The organism is Planococcus alkaliphilus (genome assembly GCF_057031095.1).
Genome location: NZ_CM168060.1, coordinates 1,669,626 through 1,693,346 on the forward strand (window position 1 = coordinate 1,669,626; position 23,721 = coordinate 1,693,346).

At 32.1% G+C, this 23,721-nt stretch carries 54 protein-coding genes; all 54 read left to right on the forward strand.

Annotated features, from left to right (window positions below; translation table 11 throughout):
* Positions 1-58 precede the first annotated feature (58 nt).
* Positions 59-1,237: a hypothetical protein gene (locus tag AC2EXB_RS08735; RefSeq protein ID WP_483604459.1), complete on the forward strand. Its 1,179-nt coding sequence runs from the start codon at positions 59-61 to the stop codon at positions 1,235-1,237.
* Between the two features lie 34 nt (positions 1,238-1,271).
* Complete coding sequence (locus AC2EXB_RS08740) at positions 1,272-1,583, forward strand: hypothetical protein (RefSeq protein WP_483604460.1); 312 nt, start codon at positions 1,272-1,274, stop codon at positions 1,581-1,583.
* Positions 1,583-1,750 (forward strand): hypothetical protein, encoded by a 168-nt coding sequence (locus AC2EXB_RS08745; RefSeq protein ID WP_483604461.1) that lies wholly within the window; start codon positions 1,583-1,585, stop codon positions 1,748-1,750. Before AC2EXB_RS08740 ends, AC2EXB_RS08745 begins: the two co-directional genes overlap by 1 nt.
* A gap of 44 nt (positions 1,751-1,794) precedes the next feature.
* Positions 1,795-2,082, forward strand: coding sequence for a hypothetical protein (locus tag AC2EXB_RS08750; protein WP_483604462.1), 288 nt, complete (start codon positions 1,795-1,797; stop codon positions 2,080-2,082).
* Between the two features lie 141 nt (positions 2,083-2,223).
* Positions 2,224-2,493 carry a hypothetical protein gene (locus AC2EXB_RS08755; protein ID WP_483604463.1) on the forward strand — a complete coding sequence of 90 codons (270 nt, stop codon included), beginning with the start codon at positions 2,224-2,226 and terminating at the stop codon, positions 2,491-2,493.
* 382 nt (positions 2,494-2,875) lie between these two features.
* Positions 2,876-3,325 (forward strand): ArsC/Spx/MgsR family protein, encoded by a 450-nt coding sequence (locus AC2EXB_RS08760; RefSeq protein ID WP_483604464.1) that lies wholly within the window; start codon positions 2,876-2,878, stop codon positions 3,323-3,325.
* Between the two features lie 15 nt (positions 3,326-3,340).
* Positions 3,341-3,664: a hypothetical protein gene (locus AC2EXB_RS08765; RefSeq protein WP_483604465.1), complete on the forward strand. Its 324-nt coding sequence runs from the start codon at positions 3,341-3,343 to the stop codon at positions 3,662-3,664.
* Positions 3,665-3,678: 14 nt separating this feature from the next.
* Positions 3,679-3,822 carry a hypothetical protein gene (locus AC2EXB_RS08770; RefSeq protein WP_483604466.1) on the forward strand — a complete coding sequence of 48 codons (144 nt, stop codon included), beginning with the start codon at positions 3,679-3,681 and terminating at the stop codon, positions 3,820-3,822.
* A gap of 51 nt (positions 3,823-3,873) precedes the next feature.
* A complete protein-coding gene (locus AC2EXB_RS08775) occupies positions 3,874-4,296 on the forward strand; it encodes a hypothetical protein (protein ID WP_483604467.1) in 423 nt (140 codons plus the stop codon).
* 126 nt (positions 4,297-4,422) lie between these two features.
* Complete coding sequence (locus tag AC2EXB_RS08780; protein ID WP_483604468.1) at positions 4,423-4,692, forward strand: hypothetical protein; 270 nt, start codon at positions 4,423-4,425, stop codon at positions 4,690-4,692.
* Positions 4,693-4,938: 246 nt separating this feature from the next.
* A complete protein-coding gene (locus AC2EXB_RS08785; protein ID WP_483604469.1) occupies positions 4,939-5,244 on the forward strand; it encodes a hypothetical protein in 306 nt (101 codons plus the stop codon).
* Positions 5,245-5,304: 60 nt separating this feature from the next.
* A complete protein-coding gene (locus tag AC2EXB_RS08790; RefSeq protein WP_483604470.1) occupies positions 5,305-5,526 on the forward strand; it encodes a hypothetical protein in 222 nt (73 codons plus the stop codon).
* Between the two features lie 90 nt (positions 5,527-5,616).
* Positions 5,617-5,757 (forward strand): hypothetical protein, encoded by a 141-nt coding sequence (locus tag AC2EXB_RS08795; RefSeq protein WP_483604472.1) that lies wholly within the window; start codon positions 5,617-5,619, stop codon positions 5,755-5,757.
* A 200-nt stretch (positions 5,758-5,957) separates the two neighbouring features.
* Positions 5,958-6,128: a hypothetical protein gene (locus AC2EXB_RS08800; protein ID WP_483604473.1), complete on the forward strand. Its 171-nt coding sequence runs from the start codon at positions 5,958-5,960 to the stop codon at positions 6,126-6,128.
* Positions 6,129-6,143: 15 nt separating this feature from the next.
* Entirely contained in the window at positions 6,144-6,341 is a 198-nt protein-coding gene (locus AC2EXB_RS08805) for a hypothetical protein (protein WP_483604475.1), read from the forward strand.
* A gap of 42 nt (positions 6,342-6,383) precedes the next feature.
* A complete protein-coding gene (locus AC2EXB_RS08810) occupies positions 6,384-6,704 on the forward strand; it encodes a hypothetical protein (protein WP_483604476.1) in 321 nt (106 codons plus the stop codon).
* A gap of 52 nt (positions 6,705-6,756) precedes the next feature.
* Complete coding sequence (locus AC2EXB_RS08815) at positions 6,757-7,278, forward strand: metalloprotease family protein (protein ID WP_483604477.1); 522 nt, start codon at positions 6,757-6,759, stop codon at positions 7,276-7,278.
* 37 nt (positions 7,279-7,315) lie between these two features.
* Positions 7,316-7,597 carry a hypothetical protein gene (locus tag AC2EXB_RS08820; protein ID WP_483604478.1) on the forward strand — a complete coding sequence of 94 codons (282 nt, stop codon included), beginning with the start codon at positions 7,316-7,318 and terminating at the stop codon, positions 7,595-7,597.
* A 282-nt stretch (positions 7,598-7,879) separates the two neighbouring features.
* The gene (locus tag AC2EXB_RS08825; RefSeq protein ID WP_483604479.1) at positions 7,880-8,062 is read left to right on the forward strand and encodes a hypothetical protein; all 183 of its coding nucleotides are present in this window, start codon (positions 7,880-7,882) and stop codon (positions 8,060-8,062) included.
* A gap of 181 nt (positions 8,063-8,243) precedes the next feature.
* The gene (locus tag AC2EXB_RS08830) at positions 8,244-8,453 is read left to right on the forward strand and encodes a hypothetical protein (protein WP_483604481.1); all 210 of its coding nucleotides are present in this window, start codon (positions 8,244-8,246) and stop codon (positions 8,451-8,453) included.
* 37 nt (positions 8,454-8,490) lie between these two features.
* The gene (locus AC2EXB_RS08835) at positions 8,491-8,673 is read left to right on the forward strand and encodes a hypothetical protein (protein WP_483604482.1); all 183 of its coding nucleotides are present in this window, start codon (positions 8,491-8,493) and stop codon (positions 8,671-8,673) included.
* Between the two features lie 99 nt (positions 8,674-8,772).
* Complete coding sequence (locus AC2EXB_RS08840; protein ID WP_483604483.1) at positions 8,773-8,997, forward strand: hypothetical protein; 225 nt, start codon at positions 8,773-8,775, stop codon at positions 8,995-8,997.
* Positions 8,998-9,197: 200 nt separating this feature from the next.
* Entirely contained in the window at positions 9,198-9,434 is a 237-nt protein-coding gene (locus tag AC2EXB_RS08845) for a hypothetical protein (protein ID WP_483604485.1), read from the forward strand.
* Positions 9,435-9,474: 40 nt separating this feature from the next.
* Positions 9,475-9,789, forward strand: a complete 315-nt coding sequence (locus tag AC2EXB_RS08850; RefSeq protein ID WP_483604486.1) for a hypothetical protein — start codon at positions 9,475-9,477, stop codon at positions 9,787-9,789.
* 48 nt (positions 9,790-9,837) lie between these two features.
* Positions 9,838-10,041 carry a hypothetical protein gene (locus AC2EXB_RS08855; RefSeq protein WP_483604487.1) on the forward strand — a complete coding sequence of 68 codons (204 nt, stop codon included), beginning with the start codon at positions 9,838-9,840 and terminating at the stop codon, positions 10,039-10,041.
* A 142-nt stretch (positions 10,042-10,183) separates the two neighbouring features.
* Positions 10,184-10,414, forward strand: coding sequence for a hypothetical protein (locus tag AC2EXB_RS08860; protein ID WP_483604488.1), 231 nt, complete (start codon positions 10,184-10,186; stop codon positions 10,412-10,414).
* Between the two features lie 13 nt (positions 10,415-10,427).
* On the forward strand, positions 10,428-10,802 hold the full coding sequence (locus tag AC2EXB_RS08865; RefSeq protein ID WP_483604489.1) for a hypothetical protein: 375 nt from the start codon (positions 10,428-10,430) through the stop codon (positions 10,800-10,802).
* A gap of 286 nt (positions 10,803-11,088) precedes the next feature.
* Positions 11,089-12,087 (forward strand): tyrosine-type recombinase/integrase, encoded by a 999-nt coding sequence (locus AC2EXB_RS08870; protein ID WP_483604490.1) that lies wholly within the window; start codon positions 11,089-11,091, stop codon positions 12,085-12,087.
* Positions 12,088-12,218: 131 nt separating this feature from the next.
* Positions 12,219-13,547, forward strand: coding sequence for a DNA sulfur modification protein DndB (locus AC2EXB_RS08875; protein WP_483604492.1), 1,329 nt, complete (start codon positions 12,219-12,221; stop codon positions 13,545-13,547).
* Positions 13,548-13,666: 119 nt separating this feature from the next.
* Positions 13,667-14,671, forward strand: a complete 1,005-nt coding sequence (locus tag AC2EXB_RS08880; protein WP_483604493.1) for a phage lytic cycle repressor MrpR family protein — start codon at positions 13,667-13,669, stop codon at positions 14,669-14,671.
* A gap of 624 nt (positions 14,672-15,295) precedes the next feature.
* Positions 15,296-15,496, forward strand: a complete 201-nt coding sequence (locus AC2EXB_RS08885) for a hypothetical protein (protein ID WP_483604494.1) — start codon at positions 15,296-15,298, stop codon at positions 15,494-15,496.
* Positions 15,497-15,927: 431 nt separating this feature from the next.
* Positions 15,928-16,176 carry a hypothetical protein gene (locus tag AC2EXB_RS08890; protein ID WP_483604496.1) on the forward strand — a complete coding sequence of 83 codons (249 nt, stop codon included), beginning with the start codon at positions 15,928-15,930 and terminating at the stop codon, positions 16,174-16,176.
* Positions 16,177-16,199: 23 nt separating this feature from the next.
* Complete coding sequence (locus AC2EXB_RS08895) at positions 16,200-16,574, forward strand: hypothetical protein (protein ID WP_483604497.1); 375 nt, start codon at positions 16,200-16,202, stop codon at positions 16,572-16,574.
* Between the two features lie 26 nt (positions 16,575-16,600).
* Positions 16,601-16,780, forward strand: coding sequence for a hypothetical protein (locus AC2EXB_RS08900; protein ID WP_483604498.1), 180 nt, complete (start codon positions 16,601-16,603; stop codon positions 16,778-16,780).
* Positions 16,773-17,195: a hypothetical protein gene (locus AC2EXB_RS08905; RefSeq protein WP_483604499.1), complete on the forward strand. Its 423-nt coding sequence runs from the start codon at positions 16,773-16,775 to the stop codon at positions 17,193-17,195. Before AC2EXB_RS08900 ends, AC2EXB_RS08905 begins: the two co-directional genes overlap by 8 nt.
* A 27-nt stretch (positions 17,196-17,222) precedes the next feature.
* Positions 17,223-17,447 (forward strand): hypothetical protein, encoded by a 225-nt coding sequence (locus AC2EXB_RS08910; RefSeq protein WP_483604500.1) that lies wholly within the window; start codon positions 17,223-17,225, stop codon positions 17,445-17,447.
* On the forward strand, positions 17,444-17,701 hold the full coding sequence (locus AC2EXB_RS08915; RefSeq protein WP_483604501.1) for a hypothetical protein: 258 nt from the start codon (positions 17,444-17,446) through the stop codon (positions 17,699-17,701). Before AC2EXB_RS08910 ends, AC2EXB_RS08915 begins: the two co-directional genes overlap by 4 nt.
* The gene (locus AC2EXB_RS08920; RefSeq protein ID WP_483604502.1) at positions 17,691-18,056 is read left to right on the forward strand and encodes a hypothetical protein; all 366 of its coding nucleotides are present in this window, start codon (positions 17,691-17,693) and stop codon (positions 18,054-18,056) included. The genes AC2EXB_RS08915 and AC2EXB_RS08920 overlap by 11 nt, the downstream gene beginning before the upstream one ends.
* 30 nt (positions 18,057-18,086) lie before the next feature.
* Positions 18,087-18,518 (forward strand): hypothetical protein, encoded by a 432-nt coding sequence (locus AC2EXB_RS08925; protein WP_483604504.1) that lies wholly within the window; start codon positions 18,087-18,089, stop codon positions 18,516-18,518.
* A gap of 23 nt (positions 18,519-18,541) precedes the next feature.
* On the forward strand, positions 18,542-18,940 hold the full coding sequence (locus AC2EXB_RS08930) for a hypothetical protein (RefSeq protein ID WP_483604506.1): 399 nt from the start codon (positions 18,542-18,544) through the stop codon (positions 18,938-18,940).
* A 27-nt stretch (positions 18,941-18,967) separates the two neighbouring features.
* Positions 18,968-19,204 carry a hypothetical protein gene (locus AC2EXB_RS08935; protein ID WP_483604508.1) on the forward strand — a complete coding sequence of 79 codons (237 nt, stop codon included), beginning with the start codon at positions 18,968-18,970 and terminating at the stop codon, positions 19,202-19,204.
* Entirely contained in the window at positions 19,191-19,322 is a 132-nt protein-coding gene (locus tag AC2EXB_RS08940) for a hypothetical protein (RefSeq protein WP_483604510.1), read from the forward strand. The genes AC2EXB_RS08935 and AC2EXB_RS08940 overlap by 14 nt, the downstream gene beginning before the upstream one ends.
* Before the next feature lie 28 nt (positions 19,323-19,350).
* Positions 19,351-19,551: a hypothetical protein gene (locus tag AC2EXB_RS08945; RefSeq protein WP_483604511.1), complete on the forward strand. Its 201-nt coding sequence runs from the start codon at positions 19,351-19,353 to the stop codon at positions 19,549-19,551.
* A gap of 34 nt (positions 19,552-19,585) precedes the next feature.
* Positions 19,586-19,720, forward strand: coding sequence for a hypothetical protein (locus AC2EXB_RS08950; protein WP_483604513.1), 135 nt, complete (start codon positions 19,586-19,588; stop codon positions 19,718-19,720).
* Positions 19,721-19,736: 16 nt separating this feature from the next.
* Positions 19,737-19,907: a hypothetical protein gene (locus AC2EXB_RS08955; protein ID WP_483604514.1), complete on the forward strand. Its 171-nt coding sequence runs from the start codon at positions 19,737-19,739 to the stop codon at positions 19,905-19,907.
* A gap of 214 nt (positions 19,908-20,121) precedes the next feature.
* Entirely contained in the window at positions 20,122-20,337 is a 216-nt protein-coding gene (locus AC2EXB_RS08960) for a hypothetical protein (RefSeq protein WP_483604515.1), read from the forward strand.
* Positions 20,324-20,506, forward strand: a complete 183-nt coding sequence (locus tag AC2EXB_RS08965; protein WP_483604516.1) for a hypothetical protein — start codon at positions 20,324-20,326, stop codon at positions 20,504-20,506. The genes AC2EXB_RS08960 and AC2EXB_RS08965 overlap by 14 nt, the downstream gene beginning before the upstream one ends.
* Before the next feature lie 10 nt (positions 20,507-20,516).
* Positions 20,517-20,693, forward strand: coding sequence for a hypothetical protein (locus AC2EXB_RS08970; RefSeq protein ID WP_483604517.1), 177 nt, complete (start codon positions 20,517-20,519; stop codon positions 20,691-20,693).
* Positions 20,694-20,761: 68 nt separating this feature from the next.
* Positions 20,762-21,394 carry a hypothetical protein gene (locus AC2EXB_RS08975; RefSeq protein WP_483604518.1) on the forward strand — a complete coding sequence of 211 codons (633 nt, stop codon included), beginning with the start codon at positions 20,762-20,764 and terminating at the stop codon, positions 21,392-21,394.
* Between the two features lie 56 nt (positions 21,395-21,450).
* On the forward strand, positions 21,451-22,188 hold the full coding sequence (locus AC2EXB_RS08980; protein ID WP_483604519.1) for a tRNA(His) guanylyltransferase Thg1 family protein: 738 nt from the start codon (positions 21,451-21,453) through the stop codon (positions 22,186-22,188).
* Positions 22,189-22,218: 30 nt separating this feature from the next.
* Positions 22,219-22,458, forward strand: a complete 240-nt coding sequence (locus AC2EXB_RS08985) for a hypothetical protein (protein ID WP_483604520.1) — start codon at positions 22,219-22,221, stop codon at positions 22,456-22,458.
* A gap of 15 nt (positions 22,459-22,473) precedes the next feature.
* The gene (locus AC2EXB_RS08990; protein WP_483604521.1) at positions 22,474-22,875 is read left to right on the forward strand and encodes a hypothetical protein; all 402 of its coding nucleotides are present in this window, start codon (positions 22,474-22,476) and stop codon (positions 22,873-22,875) included.
* 98 nt (positions 22,876-22,973) lie between these two features.
* Positions 22,974-23,165, forward strand: coding sequence for a hypothetical protein (locus tag AC2EXB_RS08995; RefSeq protein WP_483604522.1), 192 nt, complete (start codon positions 22,974-22,976; stop codon positions 23,163-23,165).
* A gap of 187 nt (positions 23,166-23,352) precedes the next feature.
* Positions 23,353-23,691 (forward strand): hypothetical protein, encoded by a 339-nt coding sequence (locus tag AC2EXB_RS09000; protein ID WP_483604523.1) that lies wholly within the window; start codon positions 23,353-23,355, stop codon positions 23,689-23,691.
* The last annotated feature ends 30 nt before the right edge of the window (positions 23,692-23,721 follow it).

The following is a 23,721-nucleotide window of genomic DNA, read 5'->3' on the forward strand; positions in this document are numbered from 1 at the left end:
ACACCCGTATTTAACGGTATCCATTTTGTACGATAAAATGAAAATAGGAGTTGAGTAGATGAATTTAATCATATTAGGATTAAAAAATAAAAAGAGTGGCGCATATTTTATTTATGATGTTAACAATAAAAATAATCATATCTCTATCGAGGTGGATGAAACCAAGATTATCAATATCTTAAGTCCATTTCCTTTTTCAAGCTTTTCATCACTAGACACATTCAATGAGGATAAATTTGAAAAATGCTACTTAGAAGTTGATGCAGAGCTAACAGATAGCGAGTTTCGCTCCATGAAGAGTTCAGGTATTGTTTATCATCGGTTTGAGGATAGAAAAGTAAAACTATTAAATGAGTACCATGACATCTTTAAATATTCACTTGAGATGCTGAAGAAGTTTGGAAAAAGCTTAGGTACACATGATCTATTAACTTGGGTAATCCATTCAGAAACTATATCTGAATCTGAATTTTCAGCAATGAAAAAGATTATCTTAGAAGATGTTCGTTGTAAGGAAAATACTAAATACCCATTAGATATAAGCCTTGATACTTTTACTGTTAAATATATGGATTACTTTAGAGAGTTGTCTGATTTAGGGTATAGTATCACTTTTGGTCGATACGGAAGAAATGATAATCAATTGTTTTTAGATGGTAAATTAACTTTTTCAAATGAAACTTTCTTCTATATAATTAGTAATGTTCATCTGTTTGATTATTCTTTTTTGACTCATCCTCAATTCACTCCTGACTTTTACCGAAACTTTATTAAAGGAAAAGAAATTGAAGAAGAACTATTTTCTGATATTGATAGCAGCCTTATTTCAACTCTTAAAGAAAAAGGTTTTAATATAGATGATCTTTATCTTCAATTTTACAATCGCAAACTTGAAGAAATAAACTATAACTTCCCTGAATATGATTATGACTTCTTTAAGGTTTTTATTGATTCAACTTTTGAACCGTATATTCAACATAGTAGCCCCTATGACTATTATTGCTGTGAAGACTGTGATGGCTACGATATTCATGATATGTACTCAGATGAGGAATTGAACGGATCAGATACTGTAGTTGATGTTCGTGTTGACCATATAATTGATCTGATTGGCAATTGGGGAGATTTCTTATCCTCAGACAGTATTCCGTTATTTAATCGAGTACCGCCTCAATTCCTAGATCAAATCCCAAACAGTAAATTTTTAGATGTATTGCGTTCTTATAAAGTATCTTAAGTAAAATATAGATTTGAAAGGGAGATATTAAACTATGACTTATAAATTAGTGGAGAAAAATTTTAACTTAAGAAATACCTTTACAGTCACGATTGTTGCAGATTCAAATGATGGAGACTACATTACTGAGAATATGAATTTTGATAAGAGCGAATTTGAAGAAGTTCTTCCTGAGTTAATCAATCTACGAGATAACTATGGTAAGAATCATCAATTGAAAGAATATGATAATCCAATGGACTTTGATATTCCCTACAATGGTTGGGATGGTTATTGTCACTCTTTAGAGAAATTGACGGTAGACTATGTAGATAATGATGGAAAGCTTTGGGGAGTACAATTCTAATGAAAGAAAGAAAAACGATTATCATTCCTGTCTTCGATAAAATTCACGATTGTTGGTATTTTGAAATTGATGGAGAAGTAAACAAAGCTTTTAAATATAAAACTAAAGAAGACTGTCAGCAATGGATCAATAGTTTGAAGGAAGCAGCATTTAAAATCGCAGAATAAAAGTTAGATTTTGTCGAGAAATTAAAGAAGAGAAGAGGTATTAAATGCCGGAATTTACTTTATGGGATATTATCTGGTTGGGAATTATACTAACTATTGTTCAAGTCCTAACACATATGATAATGGATGGTATTAGCAAATGGTTTGAAAAACGTAAAAACAATACAATTTATGAACTCTTTATTAATGATGAATTCAAAGGTAAACACACATTTAAAAGATGTCGTGAGATATACGAAGAAGCAGAATATGAATGTAGAAAAGGTTCAGGTAGTGATAAGAAAACTAAAACCTTCTATATTCATACAGATATAAAATTATCTAATAAATAAGTTCTATTAAATCTATCAATTAAGCAAACTATATAATTAAATGACATAGTGTTTGACGTGTCACCCTATTTGATGTATATTCTAAATATACCAGATAGGGTTATTTACATTATCCTAAAAAAGCAAAAAGGAGTGTAGGACATGTCAAAGAGAGAGCTATCCGTAGGACAACTAATTCAGTACAATCAAGAAGAATCAGCTATTCATTATCTAGCCTTGATAATAGAGAAGTCACATTCAGCCAACAAAAAGAATCATAAGCTATCAGTAGTGTACGATGACATAATAGAAGCCTTGCTGCTAGGTTATAAGGTAATTGGATTAGATGAAAATAGAATCGAATCAGAAGCATATAAGATGGATCAGAACTATAGAGACAGTAAGAAGATAAAATTAACATTAATAAAATAAATAAGTTATAAAAATATTAAGTTTGAATGTTTACAACTGTTGAAATGGTGTTATAATAAATACAAGACACCAAGTTATCTCAAATGTTCAGCAATTCAACTCAATTCATTCAGAGTGAGAACACACCATCAGCAGAATGAATTGGGAAGAATTCTTGAAACCATTGAACATGTGAACTCCGGTCAAATCCAATGGACTTGAAATGAGGGAAGGATATTCAATATGAGATCAGCAAGTTTAAATATTTAATAGAATAATTTATAAAAAGGTATTGCAATCTAAATTGAAATGAGCTAAACTGAATTTAGTTAGAAATTAAAACTTATCAAATGAGCAAACTATAATGTTACATAAACTAAAATTAGAATGGAGAATGATTAATATGACAGTTAAAGTATTTTACACAAGCGCAAATAAGGCAACAGGAACGATATCTAAGTATATGGAAGCTAACAATGTCGATTACAAGCTACAAAACATTGAAGTGAATCCTCCTACATGGGACGAGTTTCTTCAAATGATCCACTTGTCTGAAGATGGGTTAGAAGGATTAATGCCAACTAAGAAATCTAAACACGCTATGAAGCTGTTAGAAACAATCGATATGGATGCAATTACATTGAAAGAGTATCACCAACTGATAATAGAAAACCACATTTTGCTTAGAACACCAGTGGTGATGAATCATAAGAATATCATGGTTGGATTGCAGACAGAAGAACTATCAATCTTCGACAATAAGAAGGATAAGAAAGCTAGATTCAGTCAACTGTTGGAGTCAGTTAGAATGATGGAAGCGTATGAGCTACAAGTGGAATTAGGATATAACTAAGAGGGGAGAATGTACATGAATATTATGAAGAAGATTAATAATTTAGAAAAGCAAATTAAAGAACTAAAAGAAGAGCAAATAAAAATAGATTTACAGCTAGAAACTGTTGCTGAAATTGAAACAGTGGCTAACACTAAATTCATTTTAAAAACATTTAAGAGACACGAGGAAGGAACACCAATTAAATATAAAGTTTATCATAGCCATTTATTAGATGAGACTTTTATTGAAGATATGAATTTTAATGCAAGTTGCCGTCCACTTATCACAAGAAATATTGCAATTAAGAAGATGGAAAACCTAGTTAAAGTATTTAACATTGGTTATTACACTACTTAAAAGGAGAGGATAGAATGAAATTATTGAAGAAATTAGACCATTATCTATTATCAGATATAAGTGAGGAGATTACATATGGTGATCGCTTCACAGTCTATGAATTCTATGTAGCAGCATTGGGAGTAGCTTCATTCTTAGCTGGTAACTTATACTTTTAAATTGAGTAAACTATAATAAATATATATACAAAAGAAATGGAGATGGACTATATGTCTGAGCTTTATATTAAAGGATGGTTAACTACTGATAGTGATTGGATGGTAGCTGTAGCAGAAGAAAAAGAAGATTCAGGTTGGAGAGCTGATTCAATTCCCAAAATGATAGAGAGCTTTGCTAATTCTCACGGTAGAGTCAGAAGTGTTAATAAAGGACTAGGTGGAACTAGAGCAATGATTTTTGATGTCAATCTTCGTATCTACTTTACTGAAAAAGAGTCTACATTAGAAGAAGCACAGGAGTCTTTGATTTATGAGCTATATGGTGATTTGGAAACGGATATTAGACTAACAGGATACTCAGAGTATACAATTACAGGATATAATTTAGAAGATTTCAGTATTGGTGGACATGATTTAGCAGCAGAGTTAAGCGACCATAAAGGTGAGTATATTCACTTTATTTTAGAGGCTTAATTAAATAAACTATAATAAAATTGTTGTTTTAAACTTAGTGGGATGTTACAATTAAAACAGAAGTTAAGCGGATCAGAGCTGGTTCGCTACTACATAATAAACTATAATAAGAATGGAGAGATAATCATGGTATTTAGAATGATTGAAAATCAACCTAAATTCAAACATACAGTAGCAGAAGAGGAAACAACTTTCTTAGCACATGATGGAGGAAGCGACTTCTACTATAGATACAACGGCTTTGAACACAACATTGATATTAGAAGTAGCGACAAACCTTCTGATTATACTACATGGTCTATGAGTACAGTCTTAAGTCTCTATGATGAAGATGATGAAAGATACTCTAAGATTGTTCCGCACTATGTATTTAAGAAAGCAGCTTTAGCTATTTAATAAAAGGAGATGGATTAAATGACAAAAGAATCTACAAGAACGGAAAGAGTTGTTAAATCAGGAATAAGTACAGGAAGTGTATTAGCAATGATAATCTCATGGAGTATTCATAAATCAATCCTATGGGCAATCTTGCATGGTATCTTTAGTTGGTTTTATGTTATCTATTACGCTTATACTCGATAAAATTATCCAACGAAATATCTCATTCATTAGGAAAATTAAGTAGAAGAGGATGAATTAAAAATGAAATTTATATTGACAGGATTAATCATAGTAGCAATATTCGCAGTGTTTCTATTTCTAGGGATTAAATGTCTAAATGAAAGAATGGACAACAATGGATGGCTGTGGACGGTCTTACTAGCTATATTCTTTGTGTTTGGAATTGCCGGAATTGCATATGCTTATGATCAAGAAGAGAAAGCATGTGAAGCAGAAGGCGGTCAAATGGTTAAAGTAGGAGAGTATACAACCTACATTAAATCAGGAAGTGTTATGATTCCATCCGCTAGCAGCGACTATGATTGCATTAAACTATCCAAAGAGTAAAGACTATAAACTTTATATTTTGATATAATCTAATTATTAAACTGAAACGGAGTGAATAAAATGATTACACGTACAGAGATATTTGGGGACAGTACATTATTATATACTAAAGTTAACGGCGAAGATAAACAGTTTGGAATTGTTGATAAAGAAAGATATGGTTATTCTGGATATCTTTTAGGATATGGAGACGTTTATAGAAATGAAAACAGAATGGCATTCTCAACCAGCGATCAAGCGATTGAAGCGATAGTAAACAAATACAAAGAAATTAACCAATGAAATTCCAATTTTATATGGAATTGACATGCCTAAAGTGCCGTAAAATAGGGGGTTTATTTTACCCAATAAAATGAAATGGAGATGATTTTGATGAACGACAATGATTTTGACGAAATGCTATTTGAATTAGTAGAATGCGGTGATGATGAGGAAGTAAAAATTACAGCAAGCGATTTAAGAACTCTTATTCACTTAGCTAGAATTGGGAAAGTATATATAGATAAACTATAGACTTGTTAAATTGGTTGAAGGAGGACACTGAATGAAGAAGCGCTTAAAGAAGAAACTTAAGATTTGCTGTGAGTGTGGTGAGAAAACTGACTTGACTAAACCTCATGGGAGAAATGGACATCTTTACTGGTGTTATGAGTGTATTGGTTCTTACGATTAATTTAAAATGTTTATTTCATTTGGAAAAGGAGGATTAAAACATGAAGAAAATCAAGCTAATTAATAGAGGTTTAGATGAACAGATTGAAATAGATGGGGAAAAACTAGGCGCTGTTGACCATTTGACAATTATACAGTTATTTAGAAAACTTGAAGCCCAAGGTGTTTTCGAATTGGAAGCTGTTGGTTATGACGATTTCAAGATTAAATAAAAAAACGTTTCTTTTATGAAGTTAGGAGTGATTACTATATTTGGCTTACAATTAAACTTAAAAAAGAATGGTATATGGAATAGTGAAGAATTTCGAGTAGATGACAGACTACCCGAAAAAGGCGATACTCTATATCATGAAACAATTAAATACACAGTGATTGAAGTTGATGAAAACGATGATGAAACTTTCGATGTATTTTTAAGTAGATAAAATATTTGTTTGATTGGATAAATTAATAAGGAGGAAGACAACATGAATGTATTTACACAAGGTAATTTCTCCATTGTTCAAACAAATGAGCAATTTGTAATCATTGATGGAGAGCGAATATCAAAGCCGTTGCCATATGACAAAGAGACTATTCGATTACTCTTAGAAATGATTCGTTCAGATGAGACGATTCCAGAGATTGCGGCACGTTGGGTAGCAGAAAATAAATCAAAACAGCAGCATAATGGTAAGGAAGAGATAGCTATGAACAATATTGATCAGGAATGTTCTCATGATGAACTGATACAAGTTGGTAAAAGTAGATTGATATGCAAAAAATGCATGAAAACTATTGAAAAATAGTTCAACAAAACTGCGTAATAAAAATTCATTTGATTGGATAAGAGGGAGGGTTATGTTGAAAGAGATAGACCAGTTTAAACCAGATAACGTAACTAAAAATAGCACGTTAATTATTATAACTATCTCTATGGTGTTTTACAGTTTGTTTGTAAGCAAGCTTTCTGTTATATCTATATTCATAGAATTTGATTTAAGTTTCTTTATATCTATTCTTTTAGCTGCTACGTTTTTTATACAACATGAATTAATTCATCTCATAGTGGCAAAAATTCTAGGCTATGGGGATGACTCAAAACTAAGTATATTCTCTATTAGTATAGATGGCTTTATAAGAAGAAAAGACTTGATTCTTATTTTGATTTCTCCATCAATAATAGTCACGACATTTTATGTCATTTTAGCTTTCATATATGATAGGTTTGCACTTCTATTCTTGTGTGCTGCCTCAATAAACTTCATTGGATCAAAACGTGATATTTCAATGACAATTAATGCTTTAAAATATGATAAACAAATGTATTTTAAAGGCGAAGAAGATTCAGAAATAATAACCGTATATAAAAAAGACAAATAAAAAGATACTTTTAAATTAGAATGGAAGTGTGAAAGAAATGAAAGTAGTATTAATGGAAAAGAAAATGGCTGTAGCATCACCAGTTAAAGAGTTAGTAATTTCAGGGACATTTACAGACTATTATTCATCGTCAAAAGGAGTCAATGAATCTTTATTGATTAAGAACCTGCCAAAAGATTTTCTTCCTAAGCCTGCTAAAAGTATCTCTGTGTGGGTTGAAATGGATAATGGACTTGGCTCTAAAGGACAAGATTCTTCAGAAGGTTTATTTTCTGATGCTGAGACTTGGAATACATTTCGAGTGCTACTTTGTAGATAATTCATTATATTGTGAGTTAAAATGATTCTTTTATACGACAAATGAACCTTACAGCGACAAGGGGTTCAGGCTCTAAAATAGCTTAAATAATGGAAAATCCGGTGTTTTGAGCTATTATGGCTAAAGCTTCGGATTTATAGTCTGAAAACGTTGATATATCAAGGCTCGTAGAGGGTACATTAAACCAATAAAATGCTGATTTTACAGGAATATGAGGGTTCGAAAGTGCCGTATTTATAGGCTTTTTAGCTACACGATAAAATGAGATAGAGGTGAAATACAATGAAAATGAATGTTACATTAACTCAAGCAGAAGTAGAACAAATAGTACATGAACATCTTAGGAATAAATTCAAATCTGTTGGCGAAGTTAAAATTAATGTTGGTGAAGAATATCGTGGAAATTTTCAAGGGGAATACAAGGTTGCGGTATTTAAGAATGCTGAATGTGAAGTAGAAGTTTAATAAACAATATATAGTAATATTGATCAACTTAGAGAAGTCGAAACTTGGAGAAGAGTTTTAGCTTCTTATTTTTATTGAATAAACTATATAAATATTGTTGTAATTAGTTTGTGGGTATGCTAAGATGGTTATAGATAAACAAGCAGTACATAAAGTATACTAAATCAAAGGAGTGGTTGAGATGATTAGAAAAACATTTAAGGACATTGACGGAGTAAAAGGAACAATCGGAAGTGTTGTTAGGTCTTGGACAGGAGATGATCCTAACCAGTATAAAGTAGTAAAACTTATTGAAAGCAGAGGAAGAGGAGGAACCGTCTTATACTTTGAAGGTGAAAGAGGCGGCTATCCAGCAAGTAGCGTGTATATTGTAAAAGAGAATAAAAAATAATAAATCTAGCTTTAAAAAATGAAATGGAGTGATTGAGATGGATGGAATCAATGGTGGATTAATCGGTTTGGGAATCGGAATTGCTTTATTACCTTTTACTAACTTAGCAGCGTATTTGCTTTTGAATAAGATTGAAAGTACATTAAGTAAAAGAAAATTTAAAAAAGCAACAAAAGGCATGACAGATTTTGAAATTATGGTTTATAAAGTTTTTAATTAACGATTTAAAATCTGTCTTTTATTGGGATATAAGGGTGCAAAAAAGCCTTGTTTTACAGGGTTTTCGGCATACAATAAAATTGAATTGGAGATGATTTCGATGAAAACTTACATGAGCTATGTACAAGGCAGTATTGGTGAATCAGATGATATTTATTATATTGGTGAGGATTTTGGTAGATCAGTTAAAGCTCTTAAAGAGGATCGAGAGTTTGATTCATGGGATTCATATATTGATGTTTGGGAAGATGGGAAGTTAATCGGTTGCTATAAGTTAAATGAGGAAGGTAATGTTTACTATCCGGAAAAAGAGGTGAAGAATTGAAGAATATGTTAAGGCATGAAAAGATAGTAAAACTAATAAAGAAAAGAGCCTTTATGTTTAACTGTTCCTATAAAACAGCGTGGAAGCAATACATGGAAGATAAGGAAAAAGACGGCTTAATCTTCGATGAAATTGAAAGACTACTGTAAGTGTTCAGCATTAAGGTAGTAAAAGAAATCTTTTATGGGAGAGTGGAGAAATTGAAGAAGAACAATGAGACTATCAAATTTGAATTTAGCGAGAAAAGCCTAACGGTATCAGAACTAAAAGAAAAACTACAAGAATTAGAAGATATGCAATTTGGAGACTCCCAAGTTTATGTTGGTTGTCCTCCTTCAATGGGAATCGGATCAACAACTGGACGAGCAGTTAAAGACATAGGTACTAACGGGCTATATAGCACGCCATTTGCCTATATTTCTTTAGTAAAGAATTAATCCAACGAAATAAAACATTTACTGGAAAGGAAGAGTAAAAATGGAATTTAAGAGTGTAGAAGAGATTCAGGAATTTTTTAGAGTCAATAAATATGAAGGTGAAGTTCATGATGCTATCGAATTTCTTCTTGAAAGAGTTAATGGTGGTCACAACTTTTTAGGTAAAGAAATAACAGATTTCTATTGTAATGGATTCTTCGGCAGACGATATGATCTTAATGGAAGCATAATTACAGAGGTAGGATCAAGCTATATTATTATCAGAGACACAGAGAGCAACTCAGCACGAGCAGACTTTGAAGAGGGATGGCAGCTAAGAGACATGTATAGTCTTTTGGAGGACTGGACAGCTTAATTATTACCACATAAATGGAACTTTTTAATGGAAAAGGAGAGGGTTAGAATGAATCACACTAACAATTTACTCAAGAAGTATATTGAGAAACAGAAGGAGAAGGATAAAATAGCAGAAGAGATTTATATTTTAATCCAAAACGATGTTACCGGAAGTGGCTTAGATGGAGTAAGAGAAGCTTTAAGGATGGTTAATACTGATCTATTCCAAATTAGCCAAGAGTTCATCGAGCAATTCATCATCAAAGACTAACAAAATAAAGCAGCCTAGAGCATCTTATTATTTTTAATTTTAATTAAATTAATTATAAAAAGATGTTGTTTAATATATTAGAAGGTGCTATAATAAATATATCGAGTAAGACAATTATAAAACAATATGAGGAGTGGGAACAATGATCGCAGCAAAAGAATTAACGACAGAATTGAATCTCTTAGAAAGATTGGCAATATCGTACACAGTAAAGTTAGGATTTAATAGTGGATCAATCGGTAATGTTGAATGGGAATTAGAAAGTTTAATTGTTGAAGATTATGAGGAAATCAGTAATGTAATCTCAGTAGGCATTTATTCAGGCGATTGCTGGAAGTTTACATTTAAGAAATATAAACCATTAGAAATATAGGAGGAATGAGGATATGAGTGTGAGAATAATTGATCTTGAATACTTGAACCGGATAGGGAAATTTCTCTCATTGTCTATGGCAGAAGGGTTAGCTAAGGAGAAGGTTATGAAGTTTCATCGTTTAAATTGCTTGAGCTATCACAAGGCAAACGATCAAGAGTTCTTAAACACTAAGTATGCGATAGAAGATTTAGACTTCACTGAAATACCGCTGATAAGCAGCGTACAAGCAGTAAGTGATCTGGAAGCAGTATTCAGTAATTGTCTGGATAGTGGAGATGAACTAGACTTACAAACATTTGAGGAAATGAGAAAAAGAATAACCATGTTTCAGGAAGACTATGACTATCCTGTAATGAAGAAATATAAAGATCATGTAAAGTTTTAAAATAAATGGACAAAAAGCGTGACAGTATCAATTAAACATGTTATAATAATATCAAGAAGTAAAAGTTAGTTAATTTACTTCAAAGCAATAAGATAGGAAGTGTGAAAATCGAGTATACATCTTGAGATGATACAGTATGCTAAAGTCACGGATCAAGGCAAGCAGCTAGAGGTAATGAGATCGAATCTAGAGACGAGGAAGCAAACCAGTAATAGAATTGCTTTTTGGTCACTGGATTCGAAACTAGCTTACATATAAAATAAACTATAAACAGGAGTGATTGAATATGGTACAACAGATGGCGATTGTTAAACCCTTTCAAACTAAAGTAGGTAAACAGATTGAAGACTTCTTACATGAGAAGGGTAAGAGATCAGCAGATACAGAGACAGCTTATAGAAGCGACATCGGATTATTCTTAGAGCAAGTATATGGCAAGACGATTAACACCATTACAGCAGAAGAATTAGAGCTACTAGACTATGATTCATTAAAGGATTATCTTAACAGCTTCTATGAAATCAAATCAAACAATGCGATCAATAGATATTACAGCAGCATCAAATCGATGTATCGTGAGTTGAACATTAGAAAAGCTATCAATACTGAGTTAAGTATGTTTGATCTAATTAATTCTTTACCGGCTAATGCTAATAGCTATGAATCAATTCCAATGGAAGTAGCTCTACAATATATAGAAGCAGTTAAGTATGAGAAGCATAAAGTAGAAGAAAAGAGAATGATTATAAAGTTAGCAATTGATTCTGGACTACGTGAAAGTGAATTAAGAGCGCTAGAATGGAAGCAGTTTAAACCTGATGGAAAGTACGTATATATTACAGGGTTTGGTAAAGGAAATAAGAAATTCGTAGAGAAAATGAGTAGAAAATTATATGATGAACTATTAACTTTAAAAGTAGAGGGACAGAGCAAGGTATTTACTCTAAGCAAGAAAAATTTAGGGGATATGATGATTCGCCTTAAGAATGTATTGAATCATACCGATAGAAACTATACATTCCATTCTTTCAAGAAGACTGCTGTAACTAATACCTATAAGTTTACAGGATCATTTACAGAGGCTCAGAAGAAAGGGAAACACTCTAATCCAGCAACTACTCAACTTTACTTAGAAGAAGAAGAAATGAAGATGACTGGATACTTCTCATTGGAAGGAAATATTGACCATGAAAAGTATAAAAAAGTATCGCATGAAGAACTAATCCGATCATTAGAGTCGGTTAACAAGGAATTATTGTTTACATTAAATTTAAAATTACAATGACGAATTATGTCGAAAAATGTTAGACAGTACAAAAATACTATGATAAAGTTATTAATGTTATAATTGAAAATACAAGACAATCTTGTTAAAGTTTATAAAATTAAATTAAATCAAAAGGAGCTGTATAACAGATGAAGGGAACTAGAACGGAATTGCTAGAAAAAATTGATCAAAGTATTCATTTTGTTTCTAACAATACTAGAAAAGCAGACGATGTTAAGGAAGAGTTATCTAAATATCGCATCTTGCCAGGAAGAGTTGAAGAGTACTTTTCCGATCCGATTGACTCATTAGAAGAAGCAGATATTCGTGAGTTAGCATTAGTAACAGAACAAGTATATTTAAAGTCAGGTAACCAAGAGTTGAATCCTGAAGACTGGTTTACTTCAGCAGAGATGAAAGAAGCTCGACAGTTTGATTATCTATTACTACATGACGAAGATGAAATTCAATTTCCACTAGTGTTTGATAATGTGCTTCATCTAGGAAATGATTTATACGGTGTGAGTCTTGATGTTAAGACTATTGCACGTTTACTAAGAAGCAAGAAGCTAAACTATAACTATGAAATTCAACGACAGGAAACTAGAGTAAAAAGAATGGATAAAATCATCTACAAGCCAACGGTTTATAAGAAGAATGTCCAAGAGATTAAAAACCTAATGCTTAAAGGTGAATTAAAGGTAACAACTCTTGCATTTAATGCTGCTACCGGAACAAATGAAGACGGTGAAGAGTTGACTTATAATGGTAAAAAGAATACTCTGACAGTGAACAATGGAACTAGACTTGACATCTTAGATGGTTATCATAGATGTTTAGCAAGCGAGCAAGCATATAGTGTCAATCCAGACATCGATTTTAGATTCATGGTTCAAATTTCAAACTACACAACAAGACAAGCTCAACAGTATCAAGCACAACTTGCTAAGGCAACACCTATTCCTGCTGCACGTATTCAGGAACTAGAAAAGAATAGCTTATCTGCCACGGTGTTAGACATGTTAAAGTCAGAATCTTATTTGAAAGGAAAAATCTCATCTTCTGCTAATAAGGTAAACTTATCAATGGGTGAACTAGTAAATTACAGAGTTTTAGCTGACGCAATTGATCAAGAATTTAATATGAAGTTAAAGAAGGAAGCAAGAGAAGTTGGAAAATACTTAGCAAAATTCTTTGAAGAGTTATTTGAAGCATATCCAGAAGAGTTCCTAGAAGTTGTAAATTATGATGAGTCTTTAATGGCTTATAACAAGATGTTTGCAGGGTATATCGCTTTAGCAGCGCAAATGAAAGAAAAGAATATTGAACTGGATGAGTTAGAAAGTATTTTAAATGAAGTGAACTTTAATAGAGATAGCAAGTTATGGGTAGAGCTAGGAGTTATTGATCAAGATGGTAGAGTTAGTAATAGAGTTAAAGAAACAGACATTGCAAATTATTTTAAAAACCTAGTTTAAAAATTAAATAAATACAAAAATTAATTATATAATTAAGAGAAAACATACAATAGAATACTAAAATACAATAGAAACATTATAGAAAACTAATTAACTAATTTAATAGAGGGAAGTGAACGATGATGTTAAACATCAACCTTAAAGACATGTACAATGGAGAAGCCAAATTAAGATACTTAGAATCATTTGAAGAGGAACAAACAGCCTATATTACATCATTTATTTTTAAAAGTACAAAGAAAACTGAAACTGCGTTAAACAAAGACATCTATGATATGAATAAATTTGAATTAGAAGAAGTAATTAAAGCACTATCAGCTTCAACAGTAAATTCTGCATATACTAAATCAGTACAATTAGAAATGTACATCGATTGGGCAATTGAGAATGGTTATGTTGAAAGTAATATTAATCCTTTAACTAATATTAATAAAAAAGAATGGGTAGAACCCTTTGTAGCAACTTATAAGCAGCAAGTATTTACAAGAAAAGATATTCTGAATTTATGTGACGATCTATATAATGTAGCTGATAAAGCTATTCTACTCTGTGTATTCGAAGGAATTGCTGGTGAAGGATACTCTGAAATGCTTAATCTAAGAACAGAAGATTTAAAAGAAATTGATGATAAATTCTATGCAACGCTAACTAATAAGAATGAATCTACTAGAACAATTGAAATTTCTAAAGAGTTGTTTGAGTTTTTACATCAAGCAGATCAAGAAATTTACTACTACAATAAAAATGGTGAAGCAACCGGAGAAAGATATCAGAGAAGTGAATATGTAGAATCAGAATATATTTTTAAGAAGACTACAAGAGGAAAACAAACTGAAGATAAATTAGATTATGCTTTTGTCATTCGTAAGTTCCAAGTATTTAAGAAAGTATTCGATATGCCTTTCCTAAGAAGTGGACATGTAGAACAAAGTGGAATGATGCATCTTGCTAATGAGATTTATCAAAGAGACGGAGAACTAAATAGAGATAACCTTTATGAAATTTATGTGCAATTTAATGAACCTAAGAAGTCTGGTGAGAGAACAGATAGCGCAGTATTTGCCATTAAAAAGCTAGTTGGATCAGAAACTTTTGAGAAACTATACGGTTATAAAGCAATTTGACACCACCTTAAGATAGAATTAATAGTATAACAACCAATCATTTTTCAGTCGGAAGAATGTTTTGGTTAACCAATTGAATAAACTATAATATAATTTGTTTTTAGTTTCTTGAAAGCTTTTAGTAGTTCAAAAGTTTAGGTAGTTAAAAAGAAATTATATGCCTATAAATAATTTCGTAGTCTTTAGAATTATTTTACATGTGATGTATAAAATTGTTTTGCCAATAATCTTAATCCATGCTACTATCAAAAAGTCAAAGTGAGTAGGACAAATGAAATAACTCTAGATAAAAATAAGGGAATTATTTCATTTGTTTTGTGAAAATACGTGCTACTACTTGTTATATTAGACAAGAAACACTATGATTAAGATAGATACTTTCAACATATTGGTAGAGGCATGTGACATTTAACACAACTGATCACAATGATTTATGCTATTGTTGAATAATGGCTTTCAAAAAATAGAGATGTAACGTTAATAGATGAGAATCTGTAACATTCTCGTAATAATCTATTATAAAAAGACTGCTACAAAATAACTAATGTTGTTGTTGACACGGACATGCAAATTAAGTTAATATTAGGAAAAGCGAACAAAGGTTCGTATATTGGAGGCTATCAAATGGCAAAGGTGATTGTGCAATATCTAGTAACGGGAATTATTGATGACACTCTTGATCGAGTGGAGTGTGATTTTAATCCTATACTATCCAACATTAAAGGAGTCGTCATAACTAACATGGAAGGTGAGAAAGCATTACTGGAAGTAGAAGAATTTAGTATAGTAAATGCAAAAGAAATAGAAGACATAGATTTTTTCTGAACTAAAGGTTAAATCCAAGTAAACTGAAAACTGTACATGCAACCTGAAATAGGAGGGTTCAATTGAACTCACATAACATAACGCAGATTTTTAAGCGGAAGAAAATTGCTGCTGAGTATGGACAGTAAATGAAACAGAGCTATCTATACTCAGCAGAGATATTGTAGAAAGAATGAAATACTATAACAGAACAAGAATTGTCGTTAATCTATTTAGCTAACTATAATGAAACTTATGATGTTTACATTTTCGATAGTAAAAAGTAGAACGGCAACTGAAGCCACTTTGTAAAAGGAGTGGTTTTTCTGTTAAATAAAGGATTAAAATTTAATTAATAAATAAACTATATAAAGACTTGTAAATAAAAAGGCAATCGAATATACTTAATCTTGTAAACAATAACCAAATACATTTTAGAAATGGAGGAAATTATGAATTATACTAACAGACTTGAAGAAGACGAAACTGGAATGGCTCAGGAAAGCTGGAAACGGATGGTGGAGGAAACCGGATTAGATAAATTAGTTTTAGATAAAAGCATTTTTATAATTTTGCGTCAGTATCATCAACTTGCTTATTTACAGGGGCGCAAAGATATGTTGGAGCAGATACAGGAACTATATGATGAAGATATTGATTTGATGATGACAGTATTCGAACGTGAAGTTAAATTTAACTAATAAACAGAAAAGAGGAAAATAAAATGATTAAGAAATTCTTTAGCTCGGTATTTACATTTAAGAATAGCAATACAGAAGGTGACTACTTAAAACTCTCTGAGGATGCTTATAGATACTATATAAAGCACGTAAAGGACAATGCAGATACAACACTAGATCAAGCTAGACGGAAGATGGAACGCAATATGAGGCTTGCTATGGTATATAAGCGAGATTCAGCAGCTAAGAAGCATCCTAGAACGTGGTACGCATATGGCTGCTTGCGGTTCATTGTAAAGAATGGTGAGGTTACTTGGATGTTAAATAAACAGCCAATGATGAAAGGCTGGTATAAAGACTATGCCAAGTATGAAGCGTTGAGCGATGAGTTAGGTATTAAAAGTGATTTATTGAATTAACTATAACTATTTAATTGGAGGTAAAAATGGATAATCACTTTGTAACTAAATATGATCGAAAAGCTAAAACAGAAACAATCATTGGAGAAAACCTATCATATTACGAAGCATTGACTATTGTATGGGATTTCAGAGTAAAACGTGATGGTAGTTATTATCGAATTGGTAAACCTTATGGATTGTATAAGGAGGAGTCATATGGATAAAATATTGAATCACATTCTTCGTCCAGAAGATCAAATTATTAAATATGGTTTGGTAGACTCTAGGATTCTACTAGAGCTTAAATTGACGACTGCTTTATACAAAAATATTGAAATAGTGTGGGATTTTTACGATGATGAAAAACGTCCTTATCGTAAAAATTGGACTGATGTTGAAGGTATGGGGTATGGATGGCTCTGGTTGCTTGAAGAAGATAATGAGAGTAAATGGCATGAGTTGTTAGCCAAGAAAGTTTTAAAAGAAACAGATGAACTAAAAAGGGAGATGAATGACACTCTCTATTTTGTTTACGAAAATGAGAAAGTGAAGACATTCCATTTTATTTACCTAGGAGAGTACAGGGCTTACCGAAGAGACACTATATTTAGTTTTTCAAATGAAGACATGTATTACTAAACTATTAGAATTTGAGGAGGAATCACCATGAAAAAGCGACTAATTGAATATATACGAGACAGAGATGATTGTAACTATGCTGATGTCATGGATGTATTGAGAGATTTACATCACCATTCATATCAAGATGCGTTTAATGTGTTAGCAAATATCCTATTATACGTAGAACATCATGATAATATTGCTCACGGTGATGATATGGAAGCGATTCATAGAGCTAAGTTTGCTGCAATGATGGAGGGGATTGAATGATTGATCAAATTTCAACATTAATTTATGACATTGCTAATTATAAATATAAAGATAAGAGTCTTCAGAAACAGGCATTTATACTACGTAGAAGCAAGAATGAACGTATCAAAGCAAAAGCCTTAGATAAATTATTCCATGTGTATCTAGAGGAAACCAAAACTACACTGAATGTTAAAGTTGTAGGAGAAGGTAAACATTATGTTTATTGTGACATTTTAAGTAGTTGGAAGCGAGATGAATCTAATGGAGATTGATGTTAATAAGGCATTAGAACAATTAGCTTCAGCGTTTAATACAACAGTAGAACAACTTTATCCAATCTTAATTAGACAGGCATATATTGATGGAATTACATCTGTATTGATTGTAGTGGTTGCATGGATTCTATTCTATATGTTATATCGATCAACAATGAAGAAAAAGGCTGCTAGTAAGTATTGGGATTGGTTTGATGAACAAAGTGGAGGAATTAGATTAGCTGGACTTGTAGTTATGGGGTTGATTGCTGTTATTGCTACTGGAATCATGATTTCGATTGCACCAACTGCATTATTTAATCCCGAATATTGGGCGATTAAGGAAGTATTGAAAACTATTGTACCGAGATAAATAAGAGCTTTTAAGAGGAGATGGAGCAACATGTGGAAAGAAATGATGATCCTTAATGGAACAATTGAAGACAAAGATGGAAATGAAATCGACAGCGAGCGTTTATTTAATCTTCTCTCTGTCAATGGATATGAAGTTACTGGCGGATATGAGGTAGTTAAAAAAGAAGATTTAAATAAAGCTGTTGAAGATATTGTTGCTTCTATTAACTACAATGAATTTCTGAATATGGTGGAAAAGTTTAACGATATTTATCTTGATAGAGATTCAGAAAGCATTAGATACTTCTTTGAAACAAATTCTGGCACAGGATCATTCAACCAAGTAATCAATGCTGGAATTAGCGATGATATGAAGAAACTATATGACAAATATACTAATACTAATTGGCAGATTTCAGATGAATTCGGCGCTACTTTAGGTTGGAAAATTGCAGAGAAGTTTAAAGAACAGTTAAAATAAGATTATTATTGGGAGATGAAGATATGTCTACGATTCAAAACGATGTTAATTTGAGGCAGAAATTTTTAGATTATGGAATACCATATGATGAAATTGATAAAGAAATGATCGAAATTATAGATGTTCTAAACTTTCACCTCGGCATCACCACGAAGTTTTGTTGTTATGGACACAGAAAACACGATAGAGCCTATGTCGTTTTTCATGAATCAGTAGAAGATGAAAAGATTTATATCTTAGCAGAGGCAGTTGCAAGAGATTATAGTAGTGGTATCTGCTTTAAGAAATGGATGAGAGGATTGTGTGGCAAGTTAGCTAGTAACTGGATATTAGAATTCACTGTCGGTTATAAAGACCCTAATGGAGAAGCCAAGAAGTATCATATGGACAAGACAATTCAACTACTTAGAGAAGTGGGATAAAAGAATACTTTGATTGGAGACAAGTAGATGAAACTTGAAGATGCCTTGAAAGACCTCTGCAAGAAGTTCCCACAATTAAAAGAGGAAGACCAGAAAGAAAAGTCTTGGCGTAAAAATGTAGAAAGAAGCTATATTCTTTTAGGCAACACTAAAGAAGAAGCTAATAGAATGGCTTGGAATGATTATTGGTTAATGGTTAAAGAAGATAAAGGGTTTGAAGTATCATTTCATGAGATTGGGGAATCAGAAGATGAAGCTAACTAAAGAATACATGTCATTCCTAGAAGCACATAGACAAGTAGTAGAATTTAAAGATAAACTGAAACAAGCAGCTATTAAGGCGACTGAAGAAAAGATTGAGAAAAGAATTAAAGCACAATAAAAAGTTAATTTTAAATAGGAGTGGTAGATTGATTTACGAAAGAGAGCTTAGAGTTTTAGATGGCGAGCCAATCAAAGATATATATGGAAAAGAATTTATGAATTTCGGAGAGTACTATAAGACACACTACGGTGAACATCGACTTGTAAATGTACAGAAGGTGCATACTTCAGGAAAGTTTACTACATCGAGCTACTTATATACTTTTTGGATTGAAATTGCAGAATAAGAGTTCCATTTTATTATAAGAGGAGGAGAAGAGGATGAACAATAGAGAGCAGAGAGTAGAAGAATTTATGGAGATGATGGCTGATATTGCATATGATATTCATGAAGCGGAAGGTATAAGCGAGGAATTGAGAGAAAAACTTTTAAATCTATGGAGATTGTATTCATAGCAAGGAGGTAATGTGGGTGAAAGTGGGAGACAATGTTCAAGTTAAATGCTTAATGGTCGAAGGATCAGGAGTAATTCAGCATATTATAAATAAAGAAATCTATCCAGTGCAAGTTGAGTTGAATGAATCTGATTCTGATGGACATAAGATTTATCGATTTAAGCGAGATGAAGTATCTGCTATATAATTGAAAAAGGAGCGATTGATGTGTGTATTCATTGCGAAGAAGAAAAGGGTTTTGATTCAGATTTTATCACTATGTGGATTGAACAAGGGAGTATTTATGTGAACTACAACGCCTATTCAAGTGACAGTAGTTTTGAAGAACAAATCAAAATTAACTATTGCCCAATGTGCGGAAAGAAACTTTGAATTGTTCGCTAATAAAGTGAGGTAATACAATGAAAGATTTCTATGTAACAATTAAAAATGAAAATGGAGATAAATCAATTGCGATTGATCCTCTTGACATAGATTATATGAAAGCTGATATGTTCCAGACTTATCTACACATGATTGATGGGAATGTATACCTTGTAATTGAAGAACAGAATAAACTAACTAAACGCCTCGGACACTATTTTACACAAAGGGGAATCACAGGTGAAGAAACATAATTGGTTTAGCATTGATGGACATATTAGAATTGATAGTCCGGTGACAGCAAATAAACTATTAAGTATTCTGGAAAGTAATGATTTGCAATTCTATGGCTCTATTGTGATTTCAGATACGAAAGATGAAGATTATGAGGAAATACCATTAGAATTTTGTACAGAACAGTAGGAGGAATCAAATGTCTGGATTGAATAAAAGACACATTTTGTCTGATGATGAGCGGATCACAATGGATTATATGAAGTCTGCTGTTGGAGTTGGAATTAGATTGTTATGTAAGAATGGAGTAAGAGATGCTAATATTGAAATCGAATTAATGCAGCATATTAAAAAAGAATTGAAGAAATGTGAATAGTTGTTGATTTATTTAATTGAATAAGTTATAATAATATTATAAGTTAATTAAGTAAAGGAGATGTCGATATGAACAAACTTTTAAATTATTTGAAAAGTGTTGTAGCAGTAGATGAGATGGTTAATATCAAAAAAGACCAGTTTAAACTATTAGATACATTAATTAAAAAGAGTGAATTAAAGAATGATCCTAAAAGCTATGAATATTTTAGCGAAAGATTTGAAGGTAATACGATTAAGTTTGAATCAAAATCGCCTGTAAAGGTAAAAGATGTTAAATTAAAAAGCCTCACTTTTGAAAAATTAGATAGTCACGGCTATTACATTTATAGAGCATGTAGAGATGAGTATTTGAAAGTATATAAGAGCAAGCTAAGAAGCTATTTAACTAATACATTTAAGCCAGCAGTCGAAAAAGTTAAATTAAATGACAAAGGGCATTATGATTTACTGCTAACAAAATATGAAATATCTTTTGTTTCAGTGATCAATACTATTGACGAATGTATGGAGCTTATTGGTTACATTGATGAAGAAATTGAATCAAAATGTATTGCTATTTTATCTGAATTTGTGAACCATGTTAGCAAACATGAAGAGGAAATTAGAAAGAAGTGGCTAGAAGAGCTAGAAGTAGTAAAGAACAGCTTGTCAGAAAGACTAGATACGGAGATAGAATACATCAATACCTACGCCAAATAATATTATAAAAACTTTGTTTTATTTCATAAATGACTATAGGAATTGGAGAGATAAATATGACAATTGAAAAATTCGGTGACAGAATGAAAGGTTATGAAAATGCTTTTAGGCATGGCTTGCCTAGACGACTACCAGTATTAATTAGGATTGATGGCAAGGCGTTTCACACATATACAAAAGGTTGCCAAAAGCCATTTGATTTAGATTTAAACAATGCAATGTGGGAAACTTCTAAGTATCTATGTGAGAACATTATGGGCTGTAAAGTTGCTTACCATCAGTCAGATGAAATCAGTTTACTGTTAACCAATGATGATAAGCTGACTACAGAAGCATGGTTTGATAACAACCTTCAGAAGATCGTCTCTATTGCTGCTAGTTTAGCTACTGCAAAGTTCAACGAAATCATGCGAGAGAAGTATCCAGAGAAGCAACTTGCATTATTCGATGCTAGAGCTTGGGTACTACCGAAAGATGAAGTCAATAACTACTTCCTATGGAGACAACAAGATGCAACTAAAAACAGTATCTCAATGGTGGCTCAACACTACTTTTCTTCTAAACAGTTACACAAAAAGAACGGAAGTATGAAGCAAGATATGCTAATGGAAGTTGGAGTTAACTGGAATGATATTCCTACTTGGCAGAAACGAGGCGCTTGTATTATTAAAGAAAAATACGAAAAAGGTGAAGCTATTCGTACACGATGGGTAGCAGATCAGGAAATTCCAGTATTCTCACAAGAGAAAGATTACATTGAAAAGTTTATTTATCATAAAGAAGTTAGCGAATAAAACTATTATATTATTGGGAGATGTAAACAAATGGTTATTGCTAAGTACTATGTTATAGCAAACGTTGACAAACCTTCTGAATTTTTGACAGAAGATGGGACGTTCACGCCACAATTAGATAGAACATACCACTACAACTCGATGAAAGATGCTCAGGATCAGGTCAATCTCTATAAGGAAATTGCAGATAGCGAAGATTTTTCATTTTATGGGGATTATGTGTTTGCTAATTCATTAATGGTGGTTGGAGTTAAGACGGAAATATTCTAAGGAGTGAAGAAGATAATGGGAACAATTAAAGAACAGACTACACATCTATTAACTTTTGATGATATTGTGTTGCACGAAGAAAGTCTCAAGTTAATTAAAGATATAATGGATATGTACACAGAGGTTAAGCAAGATGACGACAAGGTAATCAATAACCCCATTGTTCACTTATATCCACTGAAAGATACAATGAGCGTAGATGGAGAACTCAATGGATTCAGTGATGCGCTATTCTTTGAGACAAGAATTTTTGATCCTAAGAACCGGACATATTCTGTATGCGAAAATGATTCAATAGATACACTAAATGCAGATGTGAACAGTATCAAAATCTTCAAAGATGGCAGCACAATGATTATGTTTAGAGGAGAATATAGATTCACAAGTTTAACAACTCTGATTGCACATAAGGTATAATATCATTCTTTTATTGGATTAAGGAAATCGGTCAAAATAGTTGCAATCTCCTATTGAATAAACTATAATAATGAATATATAGTAAAAGGGACGTGAGAATGATGAATCAAACTACATTTCAGTTTACTTTAAATGATTCAGCACATGCAACAGAACAAGATAGAGATCAAGTGTTCACAGCTAATTATGAGAATGGTATTTACAGTGTTTCATTTGAAGGTGAGACAGTAGACTATACAGAAGACGATGCTGATCGCTGGATTCAAGAAGGATTTTGGGTGCTGTTATGATGGGACTTAAAGCTAGTAAGTTAAATAATAAGCATTGGAAAGAATGGTTCAATGATAACATTTCAATTTATATCGGAAGCTTAACTAAAGGTGATGTTAGATTGGGAATCAGTCTTGGGAATAAAACTGGCAGCGTTGATTTGTTTGTAATTACATTTGGATATGAGAGAGACTAGGGGGATTAAGAATGGGAATCAATCTTAGAGACTATATTAATGATGTAGAAGAGCTGTTAACAGAAGAAGAAGCTGAAAGAATCTTTGAAGCAGCCGGATATGTAAAAGTTAGTAATCATGAAGCAGAAGAGTCAGTGTATAGAGATTGCAATGGAGAAAAAATTATTAGCGGATCGAAGTTTATTTATAATTTTAGAAGTGAATTTTCTAAACGTGGTCATGTGAGATTAGAAAATGGAGAGTTTTGGCTGTTTTGGGATGATGGTAAATACAATAGTAGCATGAAAGATTTCTGGACACACGGATATGACGAAGAATTTACTAAAGTTATCGGAAATATTTGGGATTAGATAAAAGTGAAGTTTTAAGGAGGGATCAAT

What these genes read in the sequence shown, in the direction of transcription:
- AC2EXB_RS08995 (WP_483604522.1), top strand. Translation starts at nt 22,974, where the DNA reads ATGATGAATCAAACTACATTTCAGTTTACTTTAAATGATTCAGCACAT.
- AC2EXB_RS08940 (WP_483604510.1), top strand. Translation starts at nt 19,191, where the DNA reads ATGAAGCTAACTAAAGAATACATGTCATTCCTAGAAGCACATAGACAA.
- AC2EXB_RS08895 (WP_483604497.1), top strand. Translation starts at nt 16,200, where the DNA reads ATGATTAAGAAATTCTTTAGCTCGGTATTTACATTTAAGAATAGCAAT.
- AC2EXB_RS08985 (WP_483604520.1), top strand. Translation starts at nt 22,219, where the DNA reads ATGGTTATTGCTAAGTACTATGTTATAGCAAACGTTGACAAACCTTCT.
- AC2EXB_RS08770 (WP_483604466.1), top strand. Translation starts at nt 3,679, where the DNA reads ATGAAATTATTGAAGAAATTAGACCATTATCTATTATCAGATATAAGT.
- AC2EXB_RS08745 (WP_483604461.1), top strand. Translation starts at nt 1,583, where the DNA reads ATGAAAGAAAGAAAAACGATTATCATTCCTGTCTTCGATAAAATTCAC.
- AC2EXB_RS08855 (WP_483604487.1), top strand. Translation starts at nt 9,838, where the DNA reads ATGAATCACACTAACAATTTACTCAAGAAGTATATTGAGAAACAGAAG.
- AC2EXB_RS08885 (WP_483604494.1), top strand. Translation starts at nt 15,296, where the DNA reads ATGGCAAAGGTGATTGTGCAATATCTAGTAACGGGAATTATTGATGAC.
- AC2EXB_RS08865 (WP_483604489.1), top strand. Translation starts at nt 10,428, where the DNA reads ATGAGTGTGAGAATAATTGATCTTGAATACTTGAACCGGATAGGGAAA.
- AC2EXB_RS08920 (WP_483604502.1), top strand. Translation starts at nt 17,691, where the DNA reads ATGGAGATTGATGTTAATAAGGCATTAGAACAATTAGCTTCAGCGTTT.
- AC2EXB_RS08930 (WP_483604506.1), top strand. Translation starts at nt 18,542, where the DNA reads ATGTCTACGATTCAAAACGATGTTAATTTGAGGCAGAAATTTTTAGAT.
- AC2EXB_RS08780 (WP_483604468.1), top strand. Translation starts at nt 4,423, where the DNA reads ATGGTATTTAGAATGATTGAAAATCAACCTAAATTCAAACATACAGTA.
- AC2EXB_RS08935 (WP_483604508.1), top strand. Translation starts at nt 18,968, where the DNA reads ATGAAACTTGAAGATGCCTTGAAAGACCTCTGCAAGAAGTTCCCACAA.
- AC2EXB_RS08810 (WP_483604476.1), top strand. Translation starts at nt 6,384, where the DNA reads ATGAATGTATTTACACAAGGTAATTTCTCCATTGTTCAAACAAATGAG.
- AC2EXB_RS08830 (WP_483604481.1), top strand. Translation starts at nt 8,244, where the DNA reads ATGATTAGAAAAACATTTAAGGACATTGACGGAGTAAAAGGAACAATC.
- AC2EXB_RS08815 (WP_483604477.1), top strand. Translation starts at nt 6,757, where the DNA reads ATGTTGAAAGAGATAGACCAGTTTAAACCAGATAACGTAACTAAAAAT.
- AC2EXB_RS08975 (WP_483604518.1), top strand. Translation starts at nt 20,762, where the DNA reads ATGAACAAACTTTTAAATTATTTGAAAAGTGTTGTAGCAGTAGATGAG.
- AC2EXB_RS08795 (WP_483604472.1), top strand. Translation starts at nt 5,617, where the DNA reads ATGAACGACAATGATTTTGACGAAATGCTATTTGAATTAGTAGAATGC.
- AC2EXB_RS08760 (WP_483604464.1), top strand. Translation starts at nt 2,876, where the DNA reads ATGACAGTTAAAGTATTTTACACAAGCGCAAATAAGGCAACAGGAACG.
- AC2EXB_RS08805 (WP_483604475.1), top strand. Translation starts at nt 6,144, where the DNA reads ATGAAGTTAGGAGTGATTACTATATTTGGCTTACAATTAAACTTAAAA.
- AC2EXB_RS08775 (WP_483604467.1), top strand. Translation starts at nt 3,874, where the DNA reads ATGTCTGAGCTTTATATTAAAGGATGGTTAACTACTGATAGTGATTGG.
- AC2EXB_RS08900 (WP_483604498.1), top strand. Translation starts at nt 16,601, where the DNA reads ATGGATAATCACTTTGTAACTAAATATGATCGAAAAGCTAAAACAGAA.
- AC2EXB_RS08990 (WP_483604521.1), top strand. Translation starts at nt 22,474, where the DNA reads ATGGGAACAATTAAAGAACAGACTACACATCTATTAACTTTTGATGAT.
- AC2EXB_RS08735 (WP_483604459.1), top strand. Translation starts at nt 59, where the DNA reads ATGAATTTAATCATATTAGGATTAAAAAATAAAAAGAGTGGCGCATAT.
- AC2EXB_RS08905 (WP_483604499.1), top strand. Translation starts at nt 16,773, where the DNA reads ATGGATAAAATATTGAATCACATTCTTCGTCCAGAAGATCAAATTATT.
- AC2EXB_RS08755 (WP_483604463.1), top strand. Translation starts at nt 2,224, where the DNA reads ATGTCAAAGAGAGAGCTATCCGTAGGACAACTAATTCAGTACAATCAA.
- AC2EXB_RS08750 (WP_483604462.1), top strand. Translation starts at nt 1,795, where the DNA reads ATGCCGGAATTTACTTTATGGGATATTATCTGGTTGGGAATTATACTA.
- AC2EXB_RS08960 (WP_483604515.1), top strand. Translation starts at nt 20,122, where the DNA reads ATGAAAGATTTCTATGTAACAATTAAAAATGAAAATGGAGATAAATCA.
- AC2EXB_RS08800 (WP_483604473.1), top strand. Translation starts at nt 5,958, where the DNA reads ATGAAGAAAATCAAGCTAATTAATAGAGGTTTAGATGAACAGATTGAA.
- AC2EXB_RS08875 (WP_483604492.1), top strand. Translation starts at nt 12,219, where the DNA reads ATGAAGGGAACTAGAACGGAATTGCTAGAAAAAATTGATCAAAGTATT.
- AC2EXB_RS08890 (WP_483604496.1), top strand. Translation starts at nt 15,928, where the DNA reads ATGAATTATACTAACAGACTTGAAGAAGACGAAACTGGAATGGCTCAG.
- AC2EXB_RS08950 (WP_483604513.1), top strand. Translation starts at nt 19,586, where the DNA reads ATGAACAATAGAGAGCAGAGAGTAGAAGAATTTATGGAGATGATGGCT.
- AC2EXB_RS08840 (WP_483604483.1), top strand. Translation starts at nt 8,773, where the DNA reads ATGAAAACTTACATGAGCTATGTACAAGGCAGTATTGGTGAATCAGAT.
- AC2EXB_RS08825 (WP_483604479.1), top strand. Translation starts at nt 7,880, where the DNA reads ATGAAAATGAATGTTACATTAACTCAAGCAGAAGTAGAACAAATAGTA.
- AC2EXB_RS08880 (WP_483604493.1), top strand. Translation starts at nt 13,667, where the DNA reads ATGATGTTAAACATCAACCTTAAAGACATGTACAATGGAGAAGCCAAA.
- AC2EXB_RS08860 (WP_483604488.1), top strand. Translation starts at nt 10,184, where the DNA reads ATGATCGCAGCAAAAGAATTAACGACAGAATTGAATCTCTTAGAAAGA.
- AC2EXB_RS08850 (WP_483604486.1), top strand. Translation starts at nt 9,475, where the DNA reads ATGGAATTTAAGAGTGTAGAAGAGATTCAGGAATTTTTTAGAGTCAAT.
- AC2EXB_RS08835 (WP_483604482.1), top strand. Translation starts at nt 8,491, where the DNA reads ATGGATGGAATCAATGGTGGATTAATCGGTTTGGGAATCGGAATTGCT.
- AC2EXB_RS08970 (WP_483604517.1), top strand. Translation starts at nt 20,517, where the DNA reads ATGTCTGGATTGAATAAAAGACACATTTTGTCTGATGATGAGCGGATC.
- AC2EXB_RS08870 (WP_483604490.1), top strand. Translation starts at nt 11,089, where the DNA reads ATGGTACAACAGATGGCGATTGTTAAACCCTTTCAAACTAAAGTAGGT.
- AC2EXB_RS08785 (WP_483604469.1), top strand. Translation starts at nt 4,939, where the DNA reads ATGAAATTTATATTGACAGGATTAATCATAGTAGCAATATTCGCAGTG.
- AC2EXB_RS08740 (WP_483604460.1), top strand. Translation starts at nt 1,272, where the DNA reads ATGACTTATAAATTAGTGGAGAAAAATTTTAACTTAAGAAATACCTTT.
- AC2EXB_RS08915 (WP_483604501.1), top strand. Translation starts at nt 17,444, where the DNA reads ATGATTGATCAAATTTCAACATTAATTTATGACATTGCTAATTATAAA.
- AC2EXB_RS08980 (WP_483604519.1), top strand. Translation starts at nt 21,451, where the DNA reads ATGACAATTGAAAAATTCGGTGACAGAATGAAAGGTTATGAAAATGCT.
- AC2EXB_RS08765 (WP_483604465.1), top strand. Translation starts at nt 3,341, where the DNA reads ATGAATATTATGAAGAAGATTAATAATTTAGAAAAGCAAATTAAAGAA.
- AC2EXB_RS08820 (WP_483604478.1), top strand. Translation starts at nt 7,316, where the DNA reads ATGAAAGTAGTATTAATGGAAAAGAAAATGGCTGTAGCATCACCAGTT.
- AC2EXB_RS09000 (WP_483604523.1), top strand. Translation starts at nt 23,353, where the DNA reads ATGGGAATCAATCTTAGAGACTATATTAATGATGTAGAAGAGCTGTTA.
- AC2EXB_RS08925 (WP_483604504.1), top strand. Translation starts at nt 18,087, where the DNA reads ATGTGGAAAGAAATGATGATCCTTAATGGAACAATTGAAGACAAAGAT.
- AC2EXB_RS08790 (WP_483604470.1), top strand. Translation starts at nt 5,305, where the DNA reads ATGATTACACGTACAGAGATATTTGGGGACAGTACATTATTATATACT.
- AC2EXB_RS08910 (WP_483604500.1), top strand. Translation starts at nt 17,223, where the DNA reads ATGAAAAAGCGACTAATTGAATATATACGAGACAGAGATGATTGTAAC.